This window comes from Aureimonas sp. D3, from assembly GCF_001463805.1.
GTDB classification, from domain to species: domain Bacteria; phylum Pseudomonadota; class Alphaproteobacteria; order Rhizobiales; family Rhizobiaceae; genus Aureimonas; species Aureimonas ureilytica_A.
In genome coordinates this window covers 1-18022 of sequence record NZ_BBWM01000050.1, presented here as the reverse complement: position 1 = coordinate 18022, position 18022 = coordinate 1, and the positions used below count along the sequence as shown (strand labels likewise).

The following is an 18022-nucleotide window of genomic DNA, read 5'->3' as shown; positions in this document are numbered from 1 at the left end:
GTGCGAGGCTGGCAGGACCAAACCTTCGCGCCGGTCCTTGCGGTCGGGCGAGCCGCGTAGCTCATTCTGACGAGCGGTGGAAAAAGTTGGCCAGATGATTCCGCGAGGTTTGGGTCTGGCTCAAGGCAGCGGCCGCTGCACAGTTGCGTCGGCGGTCAAACCTCCAACTCGAACCGCTGACAGCCCAGTTCCGCGCATTCGGGGCGAGACTTCTATGCCAAGGGCATAGCCGGCTCACCAAGCTGGCGCCCCCGGTTCGGCTCCGCCGCTTCTCATCGCTCCCCAAACCTGCCAAAGGCCGGCGGTATCCCCGCCGGCCTTCGCCGTTCTTCCCATCCGCCAAGCGATCCGCTCTCATGCTCCAGACGCTCGTTTCCGTGCTGACGCCGGTCTTCTTCATGCTGGGGCTGGGCTTCGTGTCCGGCAAACGGCATTGGGTCAATCCGCATGGAACGGAGATGCTCGGCGCTTTCATCGCCAAGTTCGCGCTGCCCGTGTCGCTGTTTCTGGCGATCGTCACCGCCCCGCGCCATTTGCTGGCGCCCGAACTCGTGCCGACCATTGCCTATGCCGCCGCGCTCCTGTCGGGCTTTGCCATCGCGCTTCTCTATGCGCGCCGGGCCGGCTTCTCGCCCGTCACCGCCGCGCTTTATTCGCTGACGGTCGGCATGCCCAATCTGGGCGGCATCGGCATCGCGTTGTTCCAGGCGCTGGAAGGCGTGGAGGCGACCGTCTCGCTTGCCGTCGCCAATCTGGTCGGCACGCTGACGGTGATCCTCGCCTGTTTCATCCGGCTGGAAATGCAGGGCGGCGGGCATCCTCTGCGCGCCGTTTCGGCCGCGCTTCTGAAGCCGATGACGATCGTGCCGACGCTCGGCTTCGTGGTCGCCTTTCTGGATGTGCCTTTCCCGGATCTTTTCGTCTCGGCCCTGCGCCCGCTCGCGCAATCGACGGCCGGGGCCGGTCTGTTCCTGACGGGCGTGATCCTCTCCACGCAGCGTCTGCGCCCCACCCGCGCCGTGATGCTCGGCGCGCTCGCCTCCAACATCGTGCAGCCTGCCGTGGCGTTTCTGGCCTGCCTGGCGCTGCATTTGCCCGCGCATCTCGAAGCGCGGGCCATCATCGCCATGGCCATTCCCGCCGGCTTCGTGGGCACGATCCTGTCGGCGGTCTACCGCGAGGGCGCGGAAGAAGCGGGAGGCGTCCTCGTCGCCTCCTCGGCGCTGTCGATCCTGACGCTGCCGCTCTGGATCGTGCTCGCGCTCTGGCTCGGCGGCGCGTGAGCCGACGCGCCGTGCTTTGCCTGCCTTATCTCAGGCCTCGCCGCCATCGCTGCGGATGGAAATATCGGCCGGGCGGCTTTTCGAGAGCACGAGACGCATATTGGGCAGGTCGTTGCCTTCGAGCTTTTCGAGAAGCGCTTCTGGGCCATAGTCGAAGCCGAGCCAGCGCTGCGTCAGGCGCTCCACCAGCGTATCCTCGCTCGCCTCGATCATCACGGTGAGGTCGAAGAGGGGAGCGAGGTCGCGCCAGCCGGCCTCGTCCAGGAGGAGGTAATTGCCCTCCGCCAGGATGATGCGTACGTCCGGGCTGATGATGCGCGCGCCGGCCCGGGCGATCTCGATGGAGCGGTCGAACACGGGCACCGCCACCTCGCGCCTTTCGTCCCGCCGCAGGCGCTCCAGCATGGCGCGGAACCCGTCGAGGTCGAACGTATGCGGCGCGCCCTTGCGCGGACGATGGCCGCGCGCGTTCAGAACCATGTCGTCCAGATGATAGCCGTCCATGGGCAGGATGTCGGCGACGCCCGGCCGGCGCACGTTCAGGCGCTCCTTCAGGGACTCGGCCGTGGTGGACTTGCCCGAGCCCGGCGAGCCGGCGATCGCGACGATCCGCCGGCGCTCGCCTTCCTCGCTCAGGAGCGCGTCGGTCAGGGCCGCGAGCGTGGAGCGTTCCGTCATATCGTCATTCCTCCCGTCCGGGCGGAATAGGGCTCGCCCGGTTCAGGACGCCTTTGCCTGAAGGCGCGAGGTTTCGCCAGCCCCCCGATCGCGCTCCGGCTCGAAGCCGGCCAAGCTTTCCGGCTCGCAATCGGCAAAGACCCGGCCGACGCCGATCAGGATCGGCCGCTCAATGCCGATGCGCCCGACGATCTCGGCCAGCGTCGCCAGCGTGCCGACGAGGCGCGCTTCCTCAGGCCGAGAGATGGAGGCGGCGACGGCCACCGGCGTCTCGGCGGGCAGGCCATGGGCGATCAGTTCGGCCGCGATGCGCGGGGCCATGCGCCCGCCCATGTAGAAGATCGTCGTGGCATGGTCGTCGGCCAGCGCCTGCCAGTCGAGATCATCCGGCAAGCCGCCTTTTTGCGAATGGCCGGTGACGAAGCGCACCTGCTGCGCGCGGTCGCGGTGCGTCAGCGACACGCCGAAGCCGGCGGCGAGCGCGGAGGCGGCCGTGATGCCGGGCACGATAGCGACCGGAATGCCCTCGCGCTTGAGTTCGGCGATCTCCTCGCCCGAGCGGCCGAAGACCGACACGTCGCCCGACTTCAAACGCACCACATGCTTTCCGGCGCGTGCGAACTGCACCATCATCCGGTTGATGTCTTCCTGCCGGCAGCTGTCGCGGCTGGCGCGCTTGCCGACCAACATGCGCTTGGCCTCGCGGCGGGCAAGTTCCAGAATGTCGTCCGACACGAGATCGTCGAACAGAATGACGTCGGCGGCTTGGAGCGCGCGCACGGCTTTGAGCGTCAGAAGCTCGGCCTCGCCGGGGCCGGCGCCGACCAGCGTTACGCGGCCGCCCGCCTGCGGGCGGTTGACGAGATCGCGCACGAAGCGGCGCGCATCGGCCTCGGCCACATCGTCAGGCGCCTTGCGGGTGAAAGCCTCGTCGGAGAACCGCTCCCAGAAGGCGCGGCGGGCCGGGCCGGGCTGGAGCCGGTCCATCACCTCGGCGCGGACCTTGGCGGCGAGCTTGGCCCAGCCGGTGAGCGTTGCGGGCAGCAGCGTCTCGATGCGCCGACGGATGGCCTGACCGAGGATCGGGGCCGCGCCGTCGGTCGAGATGCCGACCACGACAGGCGAGCGGTTGACGATCGTGCCGAAGCGGAACTGGCAGAAAGCCGGCTTGTCGATGACGTTGACGGGAACGCCCGCGCCCTTGGCCGCGCAATAGAAGCTCTGCGCTTCGGCTTCGCTCTCGCAGTCGGCCACCGCCAGCGCCGCGCCGTCGAAACAGTCGAGCGCCCAGGGCCGGTCGTGATGCCGGATTTCGCCATCCGCGAAGGAAAGGGCGAGAACGATGCGCATCTCGTCCGTGAGATGTTCGGCCTCGCAATAAAGATCGACCCGCGCGCCGGAGGCAGCCAGCAGTTCCGCCTTCCACGCCGTGCCGTCCGAGCCGCCCGCCATGGCGACGCGCTTGCCCTTCAGGTCGAAGAAGACCGGCAGCGTGGCAAGCTCGCCCATGCGCTGCGGGCGCGTGCGGGGGCTGGCAGCGGCGGTGTCGTCAGCGGAGTTCGAGAACGCGCTCGGCATCGATCAATCCCTGAAGTTCCGTACGGCAGGAGCCACAATTCGTCCCGGCCTTCAAGTCCCGGCCTATGGCCGAGACGCTGGTGCAGTTCTTTTCGCGGATCGCCCGCCTGATGTCGTTGGCGCCGACGCCAAAACAAGAGCAGACCAGCGCGCCCGGGTCTGGCCTGTCGGCGCCCGGCCGCCCGGCGAGAAGCCGGAAGCGCGTGGCCGATTCCATCGGCGCGCCCGACAGGCACGAGACGGCATAGGCGCGCGACACGGCGACGGGCTCGGGCGAAAGCCAGAGCGCGCCGAGAAAGCGCCCGCCCTCGAAGGCGGCGAAGCGATGATGCCCCGCGCGGTCGGCATAATGGAGAAGCTCGGCCGTCTCCGGCAGGCCGAGGATCTGCCGCGCGAAAGCCTCGGTGTTCTCCACCTTCGCGGTGCCGGCGAGTTCCATGCGCCAGCCGCCCGAGGCGCGGGCGCGTGCCCAATAGGCGCTGCCGACGGGCTCAGGTTCGTTGAGCGAGACGGCAAAGCCATGCCACGCCGCTTCGAAGCGCCGGAGCGCGGCAGGCGCGGCCTTCGAGGCCGGCTGGCCGGACACGGGGTCGGTCCGTCCCGGCACGAGGGCATTGATGCGCGCGGCTCCCGAGAACTGCTCCGTCCAGTGCATGGGCGCGAACAGCGTGCCGGGCCGGACGCGATCGGTCAGAAGCGCGCGCAGGATCACGCTGCCATGATCGGTCTCGACCGTGACCAGATCGGCTTCGCCGATGGAAAGACGTACCGCGTCGTCCGGGTGCAACTCGCAGAAGGGCTCGGCGAGATGGGCCGACAGGCGGGCCGAGCGGCCGGTGCGGGTCATCGTGTGCCACTGGTCGCGAATGCGCCCAGTGTTCAGCACGAAGGGGCGCTCGGGCGAGGTGGCGGGCGCGGCGGCGGGCTTCACGGGTAGGAAGCGTGCCCTGCCGTTTGGGGTGAAGAAGCGGCCATCCGCGAAGAAGCGCGGCTTGGATGTGCCATCGGCCGCAACGGGCCACTGAACGGGTGTCAACGCTTCGTAAGCCGGCTCATCCAACGTTGCGAGGCCGGAGAGATCGAAGTCCCTCGTACCCTCGTTCTTGAAGGCGGAGAGCGCGGCGTGCTCGCGGAAGACTGCGGCCGGCCCGTCGAAGGCGAAGGCCGCCTCATGCCCCATGCGCCGCCCGACTTCCGCCATCTGCCACCAATCCGCCTTCGCCTCGCCGGGGGCGGGCAGGAAGGCGCGCTGGCGCGAGATGCGGCGCTCGGAATTCGTGACCGTGCCCGCCTTCTCACCCCAGGCGGCGGAAGGCAGGAGGACATGGGCGTAAGGCACCGTGTCGGTATCGGCGACGACATCCGACACGACCACGAAGGGGCAGCGCGCCAGGGCTTGCCGCACGAGATCGGCTTCGGGCAGCGAGTCCACCGGGTTGGTGCCCATGATCCAGATGGCTTCGACGCGGCCTTCGTGGACCGCGCGGAACAGATCGACGGCTTTCAGCCCCGGCTTTGCCGGCAAAGCGGGCGCGTTCCAGAAGCGTCTGATGACGTCTTCATGCGCGGGATTGCCGATCTGCATGTGGGCGGCAAGCTGGTTGGCGAGCCCGCCGACCTCGCGCCCGCCCATGGCGTTGGGCTGGCCGGTGACGGAGAAGGGACCGCAGCCCTCGCGCCCGATGCGGCCCGTCGCGAGATGACAGTTCAGGATCGCGTTGACCTTGTCCGTGCCGCCGGCCGACTGGTTGACGCCCTGGCTATAGACGGTGACGGTGCGCTCGGTCTCTGTGAAGCGCGCGAAGAAGCGCTGGAGAGCCGGCTCATCGAGCCCGGTCTCGGCGGCGAGGCGCGCGAAGTCACGATAGGGCCGGGCGGCTTCGAGCGCCGCGTCGAACCCTTGCGTATGCGCTTCGACAAAGGCGCGGTCGATCCGGCCGGTCTCGCTGAGATGGGCGAGGAGCCCCAGAAACAAGGCCGTGTCGCCGTCCGAGCGGATCGGAAGATGAAGATCGCTTTCCGCCGCCGTCACGGTGCGGCGCGGATCGATGGTGACGAGCTTCATCGAGGGCCGGGCGGCCTTGGCCGCCAGCACGCGCTGGAACAGGACCGGGTGGCACCAGGCGAGATTGGAGCCGACCAGAACCAGAAGGTCGGCCGCTTCCAGGTCTTCATAGGTGTTCGGCACTGTGTCCGAGCCGAAGGCCCGGACATGACCCGCCACCGACGAGGACATGCAGAGGCGGGAATTGGTGTCGATATTGGCCGAGCCGATGAAGCCCTTCATCAGCTTGTTGGCGACGTAATAATCCTCCGTCAGGATCTGGCCGGAGACATAGAAGGCAACGGAGTCCGGTCCCTTGCGGGCGATCGTCTCGGCAAAGCGCTCCGCCACATGGCCGAGCGCCGCGTCCCAGGACACGCGTGTCCCCGCGATTTCGGGATGGAGAAGCCGGCGGTCATGGATTAGCGTTTCGGCCAGCGCCGAACCCTTGGAGCAAAGCCGGCCGAAATTGGCGGGGTGCTCCGGGTCGCCGGAGATGGCGACCGTGCCGTCCGATTGAGGGCTTGCGAGCACGCCGCAGCCGACGCCGCAATAGGGGCAGGTGGTCCGCGTCGCCTGGGGCGTGTCGAAGCTCTGGGTCATCTTACCACGCGTTGTAGCCGAGATATTTGCCGCTCATGCGGATCTCGATCCGGTCGCCCTTGGGATTGGGCACCTTCTCGATCTCCATGGAGAAGTCGATCGCGCTCATGATCCCGTTGCCGCACTTTTCCTGGATCAGCTCTTTCAGCGTGTCGCCGTAGACGCCGACGATCTCGTAAAGGCGATAGATGCAGGGGTCGGTCGGCACCTGCCGGTCCCATTGCTTGGTCGGGAATTCCGCCAGCACCACGGCCGCCTCCTGCGGGAGGCCGAGCTGGCGCGTCAGAAGGTCGGCCTTATCGCGCGGCAAGGCGTTCATGCCCAGGCACGCCGAGGTCACGAAGACCTCGCTCATGCCGATCCCCTCGGCGATCGAAGCCCAGGTGAGACCCGCGCCGCGCTTCTTCTCGTAGATCATGTCGGTGACGTTGGATTTGGACAACATGGGTCTCTCCTATTCCGCCGCCATCGCGTAGGCGCTGGCCCGCTCGATCAGAAGTTCCAGCGCGCCGCCCTCAATGAGGCGCACCGGGAAGGTGCGCACCTGCCCCTCATCGGGTCCCTGGACGAGACCGGTGTCGAGCGCGATGACCTGATTGTGGAGGGGGCAAGTCACGGAGCCGCCATGGACGATGCCCTGGCTGAGCGGACCGCCCTTGTGCGGGCAGCGATCTTCCGTGGCGAAGACCTTATCGTCCATCGTGCGGAACACGGCGATGCGCCCGAGCGGGGAGTTGACGCAGCGCGCGCCGCGGCGAGGAATGTCGTCGAGGCGGCCGATCGCCACCCAGTCGGAAACGGGGGTCATTCTGCGGCCTCCTGGAAGGGGGTGATGTCGGCCATGGGCTTGAACTCATGGGCGGCGACGCCCTTCGACGCGCGCTCCGCCCAAGGGTCGATCTGCGCGAACTGCTGCGAATAGACGAAGCGCTCGAAATAGTGCTGGCGCTTTTCGACGTCGTCCACGACAGCGGCCTTGATGGACGCCATGCCGACCCGCTTCAGCCACTTGTAGATGCGCTCGAGATAATGGCCCTGCTCGCGATAGAGCTGGGTCAGCGCCGCGATCACGACAACCGCCTCGTCCTCCGTGTCCACATGGCAGAGCACCTGCGTGGCGTGGATGTCGAGCCCTGCGGCGCCGGCAAAGTGGATGTCGTAGCCCGAATCCACGCAGATCACGCCGATATCCTTGCAGGTCGCCTCGGCGCAGTTGCGCGGGCAGCCGGACACGGCGAGCTTCAGCTTGGCCGGGGTCCAGGAGCCCCACATGAACTTTTCGAGCCGAATGCCGAGGCCGGTGGAATCCTGCGTGCCGAAGCGGCACCAGTCCGAGCCGACGCAGGTCTTCACCGTGCGCAGGCCCTTGGCATAGGCCGCGCCGGACACCATGCCGGCGGCGTTGAGATCGGCCCAGACGGCGGGCAGGTCTTCCTTCTTCACGCCCAGCATGTCGATGCGCTGGCCGCCCGTGCATTTCACGGCGGGAATCGCGAACTTGTCCACGACATCGGCGATGGCGCGCAATTCAGCGGATGATGTCATGCCGCCCCACATGCGGGGCACGACGGAATAGGTGCCGTCTTTCTGGATATTGGCGTGGACGCGCTCGTTGATGAAGCGGCTCTGCTTGTCGTCCTGATACTCGCCCGGCCAGTCGGCCAAAAGGTAATAGTTCAGCGCCGGGCGGCACTTGGCGCAGCCGCAGGAGGTCTTCCACTCCAGCTCCTGCATCACGGCCGGAATGCTCTTCAGCCCCTTGGCCTGGATCAGGCGGCGGACATCGCCGTGGCCGAGATCGGTGCAGCCGCACATGGGCTTCACGGCCTGGGCGTTGAACTTGGTCCCGAGCGTCACGCTCATCAACTGCTCGACCAGCCCCGTGCAGGAGCCGCAGGAGGCGGACGCCTTGGTGTGGGCGCGGATTTCGTCCAGCGTGGTCAGGCCCTTGGCCGTGATGGTGCCGGTGATCTTGCCCTTGCAGACGCCGTTGCAGCCGCAGATCTCTGCGTCATCGCCCAAGGCTGCAACGGCCGCCATAGGGTCCAGCGGGGACCCTCCCTGATAGCTCTGGCCGAAGATGAGCGTGTCGCGCATCTCGGTGATGTCGGACTGCTTTTTCATCAAATCCGCGAACCAGCCGCCATCGGCCGTCTCGCCATAGAGAACCGCGCCGAGGATCTTATTGTCCTGCAGGACGAGGCGCTTGTAGACGCCCGCCGTCGCATCGCGCAGCACGATCTCCTCGCGGTCCGGCGCATCGGCGAAGTCGCCGACGGAATAGAGATTGATGCCCGTGACCTTCAGCTTGGTCGGCGTGTCGGAATGGCGGAAGCCTTGCGCCTGCTGGCCGGCCAGGCGGCGCGCGGCGATCTCGGCCATCTGATAGAGCGGGGCGACGAGACCATAGACGCGCCCGTCGAGTTCGACGCATTCACCGAGCGCCGAGATGTTCTCGTCGGAGGTCAGAAGCTGGTCGTCCACATGGATGCCGCGCCCGACGGCCAGACCCGCTTCCTTCGCCAGACCCGCCGAGGGGCGGATGCCGACCGCCATGACGACCAGCGTCGCGGGGATGACGCGCCCGTCCTTGAGCTGGACGCCCTCCACCTTCTCCGTGCCGAGAATGCTCTCGGTGTTGGCGTTGCAGATCACCTCGATGCCGCGCTTTTCCAGCGCGCGCTGGAGGAGATAGCCGGCGGCGGGGTCGAGCTGGCGCTCCATCAGCGTCGGCATCAGGTGGAGAACCGTGACCTCCAGCCCCTGCGCGCGCAGGCCGGCGGCGGCTTCCAGGCCCAGCAAGCCGCCGCCGATGACCACGGCCTTGGCGCGGCTCTGCGCGGCGAGGATCATCGCCTCCACATCGTCCAGATCGCGATAGGCGAGAACGCCGGGCAGGTCCTTGCCGGGAACCGGCGGAATGAAGGGTGTCGAGCCCGTGGCGATGACCAGATGATCGTAGGATTGCGTCACGCCATGGTCCGACGTCACGGTCTTGGCCGCGCGGTCGATGGCGACGATCCGGTGCCCCTTGTAGAGCGTGACGCCGTGCTGGACGTACCAGCCGTCGCCATGGATCACGATGTCGTCGAACTGCTTTTCGCCCGAGAGAACCGGCGAGAGCATGATGCGGTCGTAGTTCACGCGGGGTTCGGCGTTGAAGATCGTCACCTCATAGGCGCCAGGGGCGGCCTCGAAGAGATGTTCCAGCATGCGGCCGGGGGCCATGCCATTGCCGACGACGACGAGTTTCTGGGTCATGATTCTCATCCCGAGAAGGAAAGGTGAGATGGAAGGGCCGGGCGCGGCGTCGGTGGCGCGCCGGGCGGTCAGGGAAGCGTCAGGCGGCTTCGCCTAGGCGTCAGGCCGCTTCCACGAAGCGGTTGCGCTCGTAGAGGAATTTCAGCACCGCCTGCCGGCACTTGAGATAGGTCGCGTCGGCGGCGAGCTTGATGCGGTCGCGCGGGCGGGCGAGCGGCACGTCGAGGATTTCGCCGATCCGCGCCGAGGGGCCGTTGGTCAGCATGACGATCCGGTCCGACAGGAGCACGGCCTCGTCCACGTCGTGGGTGATCATCATGACCGTGGTGCCGAGATCGTTCTGGATCTGCATGACCTGATCCTGAAGATGGGCCCGCGTCAGTGCGTCCAGCGCGCCGAAGGGCTCGTCTAGAAGCAGGATTTTCGGCTCCATGGCGAGCGCACGGGCGATGCCGACGCGCTGCTTCATGCCGCCCGAAATCTCCGAAGGGCGCTTGTCCTTGGCGTGGCCCATATGGACCAGCTCCAGGTTGCGCATGACCCATTCGCGCCGCTCGGCCGCCGACTTGGTCCGCGAGAACACCTTGTCCACGGCGAGCGCGACATTCTCGTAGACCGTGAGCCAGGGCAGGAGCGAATGGTTCTGGAACACGACGCCCCGGTCCGGCCCCGGCTGGTCCACCACCTTGTCCTCCAGGAGGACGACGCCTGATGTGGCGACGGTGAGACCGGCCACGATGTTGAGAAGCGTGGACTTGCCGCAGCCGGAATGGCCGATGATCGAGATGTATTCGCCCTTGGCGACCGTGAGGTCGATGCCTTTCAGGACGTTGGTCGTGGCACTGCCGCGCTTGAAGGTCATGTCGACGCCTTCGATGGACAGGAACGGCTTGGGGGTCATGGCGGTTCGCTCCGGGTCTTGGGGGAAGGGCGTCAGGCGGCGGAGGTGCCGCGGGTGACGAGGCGGCCGATCAGGGCCACGATCCGGTCGAGCACGAAGCCGACCACACCGACATAGGCGAGCGCGACGATGATGTCGGAGATCAAGGAGGAGTTCCAAGCGTCCCAGATGAAGAAGCCGATGCCCACACCGCCGATCAGCATTTCGGCCGCGACGATGGCGAGCCAGGACAGGCCGACGCCGATGCGAAGCCCGGTGAAGATGTAGGGGGCGGCCGCCGGCAGCATGATCTTGGCGAAGAATTCGAGGCCGTTGAGGCGCAGCACGGCGGCGACATTGCGATAGTCGGACGGGATGTTGCGGATGCCGACCGCCGTGTTGATGATGATCGGCCAGACGGCGGTGATGAAGATCACGAAGATCGCGGCCGGCTGGCCGTCCTTGAAGGCGGCGAGCGAGAGCGGCAGCCAAGCGAGCGGCGGCACGGTGCGCAGCACCTGGAAGATCGGGTCGAGACCGCGCATGGCGAGCGTCGACTGGCCGACCAGCGTACCGAGCGAGATGCCGACCACGACCGCGATCGCATAGCCGACCGCTACGCGCTGGAGGCTTGCCCAGATCTGCCAGCCGAGGCCGACATCATTGCCGGAATTCACGTAGAACGGATGGACGATCAGGTCCCAACTGTCCGACAGGATCTGGGTCGGCGCGGGAAGGGCCGCGCCCGGCTGGGAGCAGATGACTTCCCATATCCCCAGAAGCACGGCGAGCGTGACGAGAAAAGGCAGCGTGTTGGCGGCCATCTCGCTGGCCCGGCGACCCGCCACGGCCGCAAACGAGGCGCGGGGGCGCGGCAGGGCCACGATCTCGGCCTTTGTGCCGGCGGCGGCCGGGGCGGGCGCTTTCGCGACAGGCAGCTTGGAAACGGTCTGGGACATGGAACCCTCGCGCCATCGGGCGGAACAAAGCGGAAGAAGGAGGGCGGCCTCTTCGAGCGGGCCGCCCGGAAGGGATCAGGCGACGCGCTTGATCGAGAGGCTTTCGAGATAGGCGGACGGATTGGCCGGATCGAAGCTCTTGCCGTCGAAGAAGGTCTCGACGCCGCGCGAGGTGCTGGCGGGAATCTCGGCCTGCGCGACACCCAGATCCTTGGCCGCCGCGCGCCAGATGTCCTCGCGGTTGACGGCCTCCACCAAGGCTTTCGTGTCGGCGTCGGCCGGCAGGTAGCCCCAGCGCTGGTCCTCGGTCAGGAACCAGAGGTCGTGGCTCTTGAACGGGTAGGAGGCGTTGTCACGCCAGAACTTCATGATGTGGGGCGAATTCTCGACCACCGGGCGGCCGTTGCCGTAGTCGTATTCGCCCGACAGACGCTTCACGATGTCCTTGGCCGGCACGTTGAACCAGGCGCGCTTGCCGACGATCTCGGCCAGTTCTTTCTTGTTCTCGGCCTTGTCGCACCATTGCTGGGCTTCCAGAACGGCCATGGTCAGCGCCTTGGCGCTGTTGGGATGGGCGGCCACCCAGTCGGCGCGCATGGCGAGCGACTTTTCGGGATGGTTGTTCCAGAGTTCGCCCGTGGTCAGCGCCGAGAAGCCGATCTTCTGGCCGACCATCTGCTCGTTCCAAGGCTCGCCCACGCAGAACGCGTCCATGGTGTTGACCTTGAGGTTCGCCACCATCTGCGGCGGCGGCACGACGATGGTCTCGACGTCGGTGTTCGGGTCGATGCCGGCGGCGGCCAGCCAGTAGCGCATCCAGAGATCGTGCGTGCCGCCGGGGAAGGTGACGGCGACCTTGGAGGGCTTGCCGGCGGCCTTGGCCTTGGCGAAGCTCTCGCGCAGCACGCCGGCGTCCAGCCCGACCTTCAGATCGGCGAAGGCGTTGGCGATCGAAATGCCCTGCCCATCGAGATTGAGCCGGGCGAGAATCTGCATCGGCACGGGGCCGCCCTGCGTGATCTTTCCCGCGCTCATCAGATAGGGCATGGGCGTCAGGATATGCGCGCCGTCGATGCCGGAGCCCGCCGAGCCGAGCACGAGATTGTCGCGCGTCGTGCCCCAGGAGGACTGCTTCACCACCTCCACATCCGCCATGCCGTGCTTGGCGAAGAGGCCCTTTTCCTTGGCGACGATCAGCGGCGAGGCGTCGGTCAGCGCGATGAAGCCGAGAATGGCCTTCGTGGTTTCGGGGCCGGCCGTCTGCGCGAAGGCGCCGCCGGGAAAGCTCGCGCCGATGGCCGAAAACAGCGCCGCCGTTCCCGCGCTGGCCGCCGAGCCCTGAAGGAAGCGCCGACGGTTGATGCCAGTCTTCGAGATGTCGGACATGCCATTCCTCCGGTGAAAGCTCGTATCGGATGCAAAGGGGAAAAACGAAAAAACGCCGCCGTCTGAAGCCTCCCCGACAATCGGGAATGGGGAGGCGGCAGAACGCGCGACGTCGATGTCTTCGCGGATGCTTCGCTCGGGAAGCGTCTTTCGGCCCGTCGTCCTTGGCGGGTCTGAGGCTTATTGAAGCGGAAGGACCGGAGTTTGGAAAGTCCAAATGTTCAGCAAGGCGGCACGCCCAATAAACAGGCAATCGCCTCACGAGGCCCAGTTTACAGGGGTTTTAAACTGCTTCCCGTCGATGCACTTCGGATGTGCAGCACGAGGAAATGAAAGGCAGTTCGAAAAGGAGCGGAGTCCGCCGAAGGAGCGGCGATCGAACGGTCGGCTCGCCGGTCAACGCCAAGCCTGGGTGTCTCGGCGGATCTGAACCATCGAGACCTCCTCGTTCGGGGTGCCTTCCAGCTGGGCGTTATTCTGGCGAGTCCTGCGAAGAGTTTTCGTCCGGCCGGCGTCGGACCGTGAAGCCGTCGACATAGGCCGCGATTGTGCCGGGCGTCAGGTCGCCGGCCGAACTGGTTTCACGTGAATCCCCGAACACGCCGTCGTAAAGATCGGGTCGGAAGGCGCTGGCGGCGCGCCGCGCGAACTCGTCGCCCAGGGGCACCTGCCCCCAGCGCACCATCTGACTATAGACCCAGAGCGCCTCGGAGGGGCGTGGACGATTGGCCTCGCCGCCATGGAAGGTCAGATAGGTCGGCAGGTTGCGGCGCGTCCCCTCCGGGCTCACCGCAAGATCGCCGGCAAGGATCGCGGCCAGCGAGGCGGGGTTGCCGCCCAGATGCTCCGGCCGCGCGAGGATCGACGCCAGCTCTGCCCGGTTCTCCGGCTGGTCGCACCAGAGCGCCGCGCGCCGCAGCGCGCGCAGAAGCGCCGCGCCCAAGTCCGCGTTCGCGGCCCACCAGTCCGGCCTGATGCCCAGCACCTTTTCCGGCGAAGCGAGGGAGATGTCGGCCTTGACGGCGACGATGCGCCCGACGCCCGCTTCCACCGCGCTGACATTCCAGGGCGCGTTGACGCAGAACCCGTCGATCGCGCCCGAGCGCAGCGCGTCTACCGTCAGCGGTGGCGGGACGATGGTCATGGCCACGTCGCGGTCCGGGTCGATCCCGGCTTCCGCCATCCAGAAGCGGAATTCGTAATTGTGCGAGGAGAAGGGATAGGTCACGCCGAAGGTCAGCGGCGGCAGGCCCGCCGCCGCCCGCCGTCTGACCACGCGGGCCAGCGCGCGGCCATGGGCGGCCGGCTCGTCGCGATCCGCCTCGCCCGCCGCCTCGCGCATCGCCTCGAACAGGCGCAGCGACAGCGTCACCGCATTGCCGCCGAGCCCGAGCGAGAAGGGGGCGATGACGGGATAGGGATTGGAGCCGAGGCCGAGTTGCGACGCGACCGCCATGGGCCCCAGAAGATGCGCCGCGTCGAACTGGCGAAAGGCCAGCCGGTCCCGGATATTGGACCAAGAGACATCTCGCACGAGATCGAGCCGCAACCCTTCCGCGCGGTCGAGCCCGAGCGCCGCCGCAGCGATCGGCACCGCCGCGTCCACCAGCGGAATGAAGCCCATGCGCACGGCAGGCAGAGAAGAGGGGGCCGAACTCATCGCTTCACCTCGCCGCCGAGAAGATCGGCCGCCGTCACGATGCTGCGCGCGATCTCCACCAGCTTCTTCTTTTCGTTCATCGCGGTCTGGCGCAGGAGGCGGTAGCTTTCCTCCTCGCTCAGGCCCCGGCGCTGCATCAGGATGCCCTTGGCCTTTTCCACGATCTTGCGATCGGCCAGTTCCGAGCGCGCCTCGTAGAGTTCGCGCTCCAGCCGCGAATAGGCGTGGAAGCGCAGGACGGCCATGTCGAGAATCGCCTTCACGCGCTCCTTCTTCAGCCCGTCCACAACATAGGCCGAGACGCCCGCCGCGATCGCGGCTTCCATGGAGGCCGCATCGGAGCGATCCACGAACATGGCGATGGGGCGCTGGACGCTGCGCGACACCTGGAAGAACTGCTCCAGCCGGTCGCGATTGGGATTTTCGAGATCGGCCACGATCACGTCGGGCCGGAACTGCTCGATCTCGCGCACGAGACCGTTCATTGCTGTGACCACATGCACGCGCGCGTGCCCGGCCTCGCGCAGCCCATCCTCGATGATGGCGGCCCGTGCCCGATTTTCGTCGACGATCAGAACGGCAAGCGCGCTAGGCTCCATATGCCCATGTTTTGCGCAAGCCGGCAAATGAGGCAAGGGTCGATATGTTGCGGCGCGGCGAAAATCATCGCCACACCGTCCGGTTCGTAACGGTGTCAGCCCTTGTCGGCAGTCAAGCCGGCGGCTTCGATGCCGGCGACGGCGGCCGTCTCGTCATTGTCCGACGTATCGCCGGTGATGCCGACCGCGCCGAGGATCGCGCCATCCTGGCGGATCAACACGCCGCCCGGCACGGGCACGAGCGAGCCGCCGGCCAGCGCGTTCATCGACTGGATGAAATAGGGCTGCTCTTCGGCGCGCTTCCACAGGGCGCGCGAACCCATACCCATCTGCACCGCACCGTTGGCCTTGCCGATGGCGATGTCGGGCCGCATCCGCGAGGCGCCGTCCTGCCGCTCCAGCGCGACCATCGCGCCGCCGGCATCCAGCACCGCGACGGTCAGCGGCTTCAGCTTGAGCTCCGCGCCCTTGGCGAGCGCGGCGGCGATGATGGTGCGGGCGGTGTCGAGCGTCAGCGTCGTCATGAAACGGCCTCTCCTTGGTGGAGGCCTGTCCTAACGCGGGCTGGCTCGGCTCGCAAATCCTCGCGGCGGGCAGGCGGGAGCGCGGCGAACGAGGCTTGCGTCTGGCAAAGGGTGTTCGACAGCGCCTTGCGGGCCGCAGCGCGTGGGACCTTGCACGGTCACGACACCACCGCGACGGGACGAGCCTGATCGCCTCGTGAGCATTCAGCGCCGCGTCGTGATGCGCCCAATCCTATGCCCGTTTGCCCAAGCCTTGCCGGTGTTTCTTCGCACCGGCTGCGTTCCGCCCGCCGAGCATCGGTTAGCAAAACGGCATTCCTTGTGACCTGACCGCTGGAAATGCCCGGCTTGCGTCTCACGCGAAGCGGCGCGCCGCGTCCAGACCGAGCCCGAGGCCGACCGAGCCGAAGGCGTCGGAATGGGCGATGCGCGCTTGGGGGAAGCGACGCGTCGCAGCCATCTGCACGGCCGGCACCTGCGCGCCGCCACCGGTCAGGATCACCGTGTCCACCGCCTCGGCCCCGATGCCGCCGAGCGCCAGGGCCTCGCCAATCGCGCCCTCGATCCGCGCCACGAGTTCAGCCGTCGCCGCCTCGAATTCGGCCCGCGTCACCTGCGTTTCCAAGGCGAGGCCCGGCTCCTTCAGGGCGATCGGCGTTTCGGCCTCGTCCGACAGCGCGATCTTGGCGCGCTCCACCGCGCCGGCCAGGCGGTGGCCCGAGCGGTGCGTCAGCATATGCTCCATGCGCCCGAGCTTCTCTGGCTCGGCCGCTTCCTTGCGCAGGGCGCGGATGTCGGAGAGGATTTTGGGCGTATAGAGCGTGTTGATCCGGTGCCAGGTCGCCATGTCGTTGAAATACCAGACCGGCATCAGGCGCTTGCCGTCGGCCGTCGAGGAGCCGAGGCCGAGCAGCGGCTGCATCTTGGCGATGTTGAGCAGCCGGTCGAAATCCGTGCCGCCGACATGCACGCCCGTCGTGCCCAGAATGTCGTCCGCGCGGTCCGTCGAGCGGGCGCGCTCGGGCGACAGGCGTAGGAGCGAGAAATCCGACGTGCCGCCGCCGATATCCACCACCAGCGCCAGTTGTTCGGCGTTGATCGTGCTCTCGAAATAAAGCGCGGCGGCGACCGGTTCGAACTGGAACTCCACATGCCGAAAGCCCTGTGCGCGGGCCGCCGATTCCAGCTGGCCTTCGGCGGCGCGGTCGGCCTCGTCGCTCTCGTCCACGAAGCGCACGGGGCGGCCGAGCACGATGCGGTCGGCCTCCTCGCCGGTTTCGCGTTCCAGCGTCTGGCGCAGATGCTTCAGGAACCGCCCGATCAGATCCTCGAAGGTCATGCGCTCGCGCCCGACCTGCGTCGTCTCCTTCATCAGAGTCGAGCCGAGAATGCTTTTGAGCGCGCGCATGAAGCGCCCTTCCGCCCCGTCCACATATTCGAACACGGCCTGACGCCCGAAATAGGTGTGCCCGTCCTCCAGGCTGAAGAACAGCGCCGAGGGGATCGTCAGATGCTCGCCCTCCACCGGCAGAAGCCGCGGCGCCCCGCCCGGCGCGCAGAGCGAGAGCGTGGAATTGGTCGTGCCGAAGTCGAGGCCGGGGAAGTGTCGGGACATGGGGCGGCTCGCAAAACGAAGGCCCCCGACGCCGGCGGGCGGCATCGGGGCTCATGGCAAACGGGCGGCCGAGGTAGCGCATCGCACCGCACAAGGGAAGCGTGGTCGGATCCTACGACAGCCTCGCGTCAGCATCACGAAGACGTGAATCCTCTGAATGAAATTTGGTGAATGAATTCTTACGTCGCTTTCAGGTTGTGACGTAAGGCTCTCACCCAACAGAGAGGGGGCTCTCTGAGAATCATCAGATCGTATGATGAAATCGAGGGTGACATGGCGGGTGCAACGAGCGGCAACGATGTTCTGATCGGCACGTCCGGGGCGGATGTGATCGATGGCGGGGCCGGCAACGACGAGCTGCTGGGTCTGGCGGGCAACGACAGCCTGTCGGGGGGCGAGGGCAGTGATACGCTGCGCGGCGGCGAGGGTGATGACACGCTGGACGGCGGTTCGGGGCCTTACGGCTACGATTATCTCTATGGAGGAGACGGCAAGGACACGTTGCGCCTGAACAATGCCGGCTATGCCGAAGGCGGCGCCGGTGATGATGTTCTGGACGCGCGCGGCATCGTGGCCGGTTCCAGCTACGTGGCTTCGGTGTCGCTGGATGGTGGGACCGGCAGCGACAAGCTTTATGGCGGCGCTGGCTCGGACAACTTGTCCGGTGGCGATGGCAACGACACGCTGGAGGGCGGTGCGGGAGCGGACACGCTTTACGGCGGAGCGGGTGCCGACAGCCTGACGGGCGGCTCCGGTGTCGATCAGTTCGATCTTGGCTATCTCTCGAACGGCACCAATGAAGTGAACGGAGACCGCATCACCGACTACGAGAGCGGCGAGAAGCTGTCCTTCTCCTACTACAGCTACGACCCGATGACCGGGCTTGCGAAGGCGCCCGACATCCGTCTGGTGGCGCTGGGCGATGACAGCCGGATCGAGATCGATGCCAATC

The 18022-nt window shown here is 67.0% G+C and carries 15 protein-coding genes; 2 read left to right on the top strand and 13 right to left on the bottom strand.

The genetic code is table 11. The features are described 5' to 3' along the window. Positions 1 to 356 precede the first annotated feature (356 nt). Complete coding sequence (locus tag AUL36_RS14295; protein ID WP_062221866.1) at positions 357 to 1283, top strand: AEC family transporter; 927 nt, start codon at positions 357 to 359, stop codon at positions 1281 to 1283. A gap of 30 nt (positions 1284 to 1313) precedes the next feature. Here AUL36_RS14295 and AUL36_RS14290 read toward each other — a convergent pair whose 3' ends face one another. The 13 genes from AUL36_RS14290 to AUL36_RS14230 all read right to left on the bottom strand — a co-directional run bounded on the left by AUL36_RS14290 (position 1314) and on the right by AUL36_RS14230 (position 17070). Continuing rightward, positions 1314 to 1961 carry a nucleoside/nucleotide kinase family protein gene (locus AUL36_RS14290; protein ID WP_062221864.1) on the bottom strand — a complete coding sequence of 216 codons (648 nt, stop codon included), beginning with the start codon at positions 1959 to 1961 and terminating at the stop codon, positions 1314 to 1316. 42 nt (positions 1962 to 2003) lie between these two features. Then, a complete protein-coding gene (cysG, locus tag AUL36_RS14285; protein ID WP_062221861.1) occupies positions 2004 to 3539 on the bottom strand; it encodes a siroheme synthase CysG in 1536 nt (511 codons plus the stop codon). Continuing rightward, positions 3511 to 6186, bottom strand: coding sequence for a nitrate reductase (locus AUL36_RS14280; protein ID WP_062221859.1), 2676 nt, complete (start codon positions 6184 to 6186; stop codon positions 3511 to 3513). The genes cysG and AUL36_RS14280 overlap by 29 nt, the downstream gene beginning before the upstream one ends. A 1-nt stretch (position 6187) precedes the next feature. Further along, the gene (cynS, locus tag AUL36_RS14275) at positions 6188 to 6631 is read right to left on the bottom strand and encodes a cyanase (protein ID WP_062221857.1); all 444 of its coding nucleotides are present in this window, start codon (positions 6629 to 6631) and stop codon (positions 6188 to 6190) included. Positions 6632 to 6640: 9 nt separating this feature from the next. Then, positions 6641 to 6994: a nitrite reductase small subunit NirD gene (gene nirD, locus AUL36_RS14270; RefSeq protein ID WP_062221856.1), complete on the bottom strand. Its 354-nt coding sequence runs from the start codon at positions 6992 to 6994 to the stop codon at positions 6641 to 6643. Then, positions 6991 to 9447, bottom strand: coding sequence for a nitrite reductase large subunit NirB (gene nirB / locus AUL36_RS14265; RefSeq protein WP_062221855.1), 2457 nt, complete (start codon positions 9445 to 9447; stop codon positions 6991 to 6993). Before nirB ends, nirD begins: the two co-directional genes overlap by 4 nt. Before the next feature lie 100 nt (positions 9448 to 9547). Then, positions 9548 to 10348: an ABC transporter ATP-binding protein gene (locus tag AUL36_RS14260; protein ID WP_062221853.1), complete on the bottom strand. Its 801-nt coding sequence runs from the start codon at positions 10346 to 10348 to the stop codon at positions 9548 to 9550. A 32-nt stretch (positions 10349 to 10380) separates the two neighbouring features. Further along, the gene (ntrB, locus tag AUL36_RS14255; RefSeq protein ID WP_062221851.1) at positions 10381 to 11286 is read right to left on the bottom strand and encodes a nitrate ABC transporter permease; all 906 of its coding nucleotides are present in this window, start codon (positions 11284 to 11286) and stop codon (positions 10381 to 10383) included. A 75-nt stretch (positions 11287 to 11361) separates the two neighbouring features. Further along, positions 11362 to 12672: a CmpA/NrtA family ABC transporter substrate-binding protein gene (locus tag AUL36_RS14250; RefSeq protein WP_062221849.1), complete on the bottom strand. Its 1311-nt coding sequence runs from the start codon at positions 12670 to 12672 to the stop codon at positions 11362 to 11364. A gap of 472 nt (positions 12673 to 13144) precedes the next feature. After that, the gene (locus AUL36_RS14245) at positions 13145 to 14332 is read right to left on the bottom strand and encodes a CmpA/NrtA family ABC transporter substrate-binding protein (protein WP_062221847.1); all 1188 of its coding nucleotides are present in this window, start codon (positions 14330 to 14332) and stop codon (positions 13145 to 13147) included. Next, a complete protein-coding gene (locus AUL36_RS14240; protein WP_058633280.1) occupies positions 14329 to 14931 on the bottom strand; it encodes an ANTAR domain-containing response regulator in 603 nt (200 codons plus the stop codon). Before AUL36_RS14240 ends, AUL36_RS14245 begins: the two co-directional genes overlap by 4 nt. A 95-nt stretch (positions 14932 to 15026) precedes the next feature. Further along, the gene (locus AUL36_RS14235) at positions 15027 to 15455 is read right to left on the bottom strand and encodes a GlcG/HbpS family heme-binding protein (protein ID WP_062221845.1); all 429 of its coding nucleotides are present in this window, start codon (positions 15453 to 15455) and stop codon (positions 15027 to 15029) included. A gap of 355 nt (positions 15456 to 15810) precedes the next feature. Continuing rightward, positions 15811 to 17070 (bottom strand): Hsp70 family protein, encoded by a 1260-nt coding sequence (locus AUL36_RS14230; protein WP_062221955.1) that lies wholly within the window; start codon positions 17068 to 17070, stop codon positions 15811 to 15813. A 273-nt stretch (positions 17071 to 17343) separates the two neighbouring features. Between AUL36_RS14230 and AUL36_RS14225 the strand changes: the two genes are divergently transcribed. Continuing rightward, positions 17344 to 18022, top strand: a 679-nt coding sequence (locus tag AUL36_RS14225) for a calcium-binding protein (RefSeq protein ID WP_280137990.1), incomplete at its 3' end; no start/stop codon positions are given.

What these genes read in the sequence shown, in the direction of transcription:
- AUL36_RS14245 (WP_062221847.1), bottom strand. Translation starts at nt 14,332, where the DNA reads ATGAGTTCGGCCCCCTCTTCTCTGCCTGCCGTGCGCATGGGCTTCATT.
- AUL36_RS14230 (WP_062221955.1), bottom strand. Translation starts at nt 17,070, where the DNA reads ATGTCCCGACACTTCCCCGGCCTCGACTTCGGCACGACCAATTCCACG.
- AUL36_RS14295 (WP_062221866.1), top strand. Translation starts at nt 357, where the DNA reads ATGCTCCAGACGCTCGTTTCCGTGCTGACGCCGGTCTTCTTCATGCTG.
- cysG (WP_062221861.1), bottom strand. Translation starts at nt 3,539, where the DNA reads ATGCCGAGCGCGTTCTCGAACTCCGCTGACGACACCGCCGCTGCCAGC.
- AUL36_RS14235 (WP_062221845.1), bottom strand. Translation starts at nt 15,455, where the DNA reads ATGACGACGCTGACGCTCGACACCGCCCGCACCATCATCGCCGCCGCG.
- cynS (WP_062221857.1), bottom strand. Translation starts at nt 6,631, where the DNA reads ATGTTGTCCAAATCCAACGTCACCGACATGATCTACGAGAAGAAGCGC.
- AUL36_RS14240 (WP_058633280.1), bottom strand. Translation starts at nt 14,931, where the DNA reads ATGGAGCCTAGCGCGCTTGCCGTTCTGATCGTCGACGAAAATCGGGCA.
- AUL36_RS14260 (WP_062221853.1), bottom strand. Translation starts at nt 10,348, where the DNA reads ATGACCCCCAAGCCGTTCCTGTCCATCGAAGGCGTCGACATGACCTTC.
- AUL36_RS14280 (WP_062221859.1), bottom strand. Translation starts at nt 6,186, where the DNA reads ATGACCCAGAGCTTCGACACGCCCCAGGCGACGCGGACCACCTGCCCC.
- nirB (WP_062221855.1), bottom strand. Translation starts at nt 9,447, where the DNA reads ATGACCCAGAAACTCGTCGTCGTCGGCAATGGCATGGCCCCCGGCCGC.
- AUL36_RS14290 (WP_062221864.1), bottom strand. Translation starts at nt 1,961, where the DNA reads ATGACGGAACGCTCCACGCTCGCGGCCCTGACCGACGCGCTCCTGAGC.
- ntrB (WP_062221851.1), bottom strand. Translation starts at nt 11,286, where the DNA reads ATGTCCCAGACCGTTTCCAAGCTGCCTGTCGCGAAAGCGCCCGCCCCG.
- nirD (WP_062221856.1), bottom strand. Translation starts at nt 6,994, where the DNA reads ATGACCCCCGTTTCCGACTGGGTGGCGATCGGCCGCCTCGACGACATT.
- AUL36_RS14250 (WP_062221849.1), bottom strand. Translation starts at nt 12,672, where the DNA reads ATGTCCGACATCTCGAAGACTGGCATCAACCGTCGGCGCTTCCTTCAG.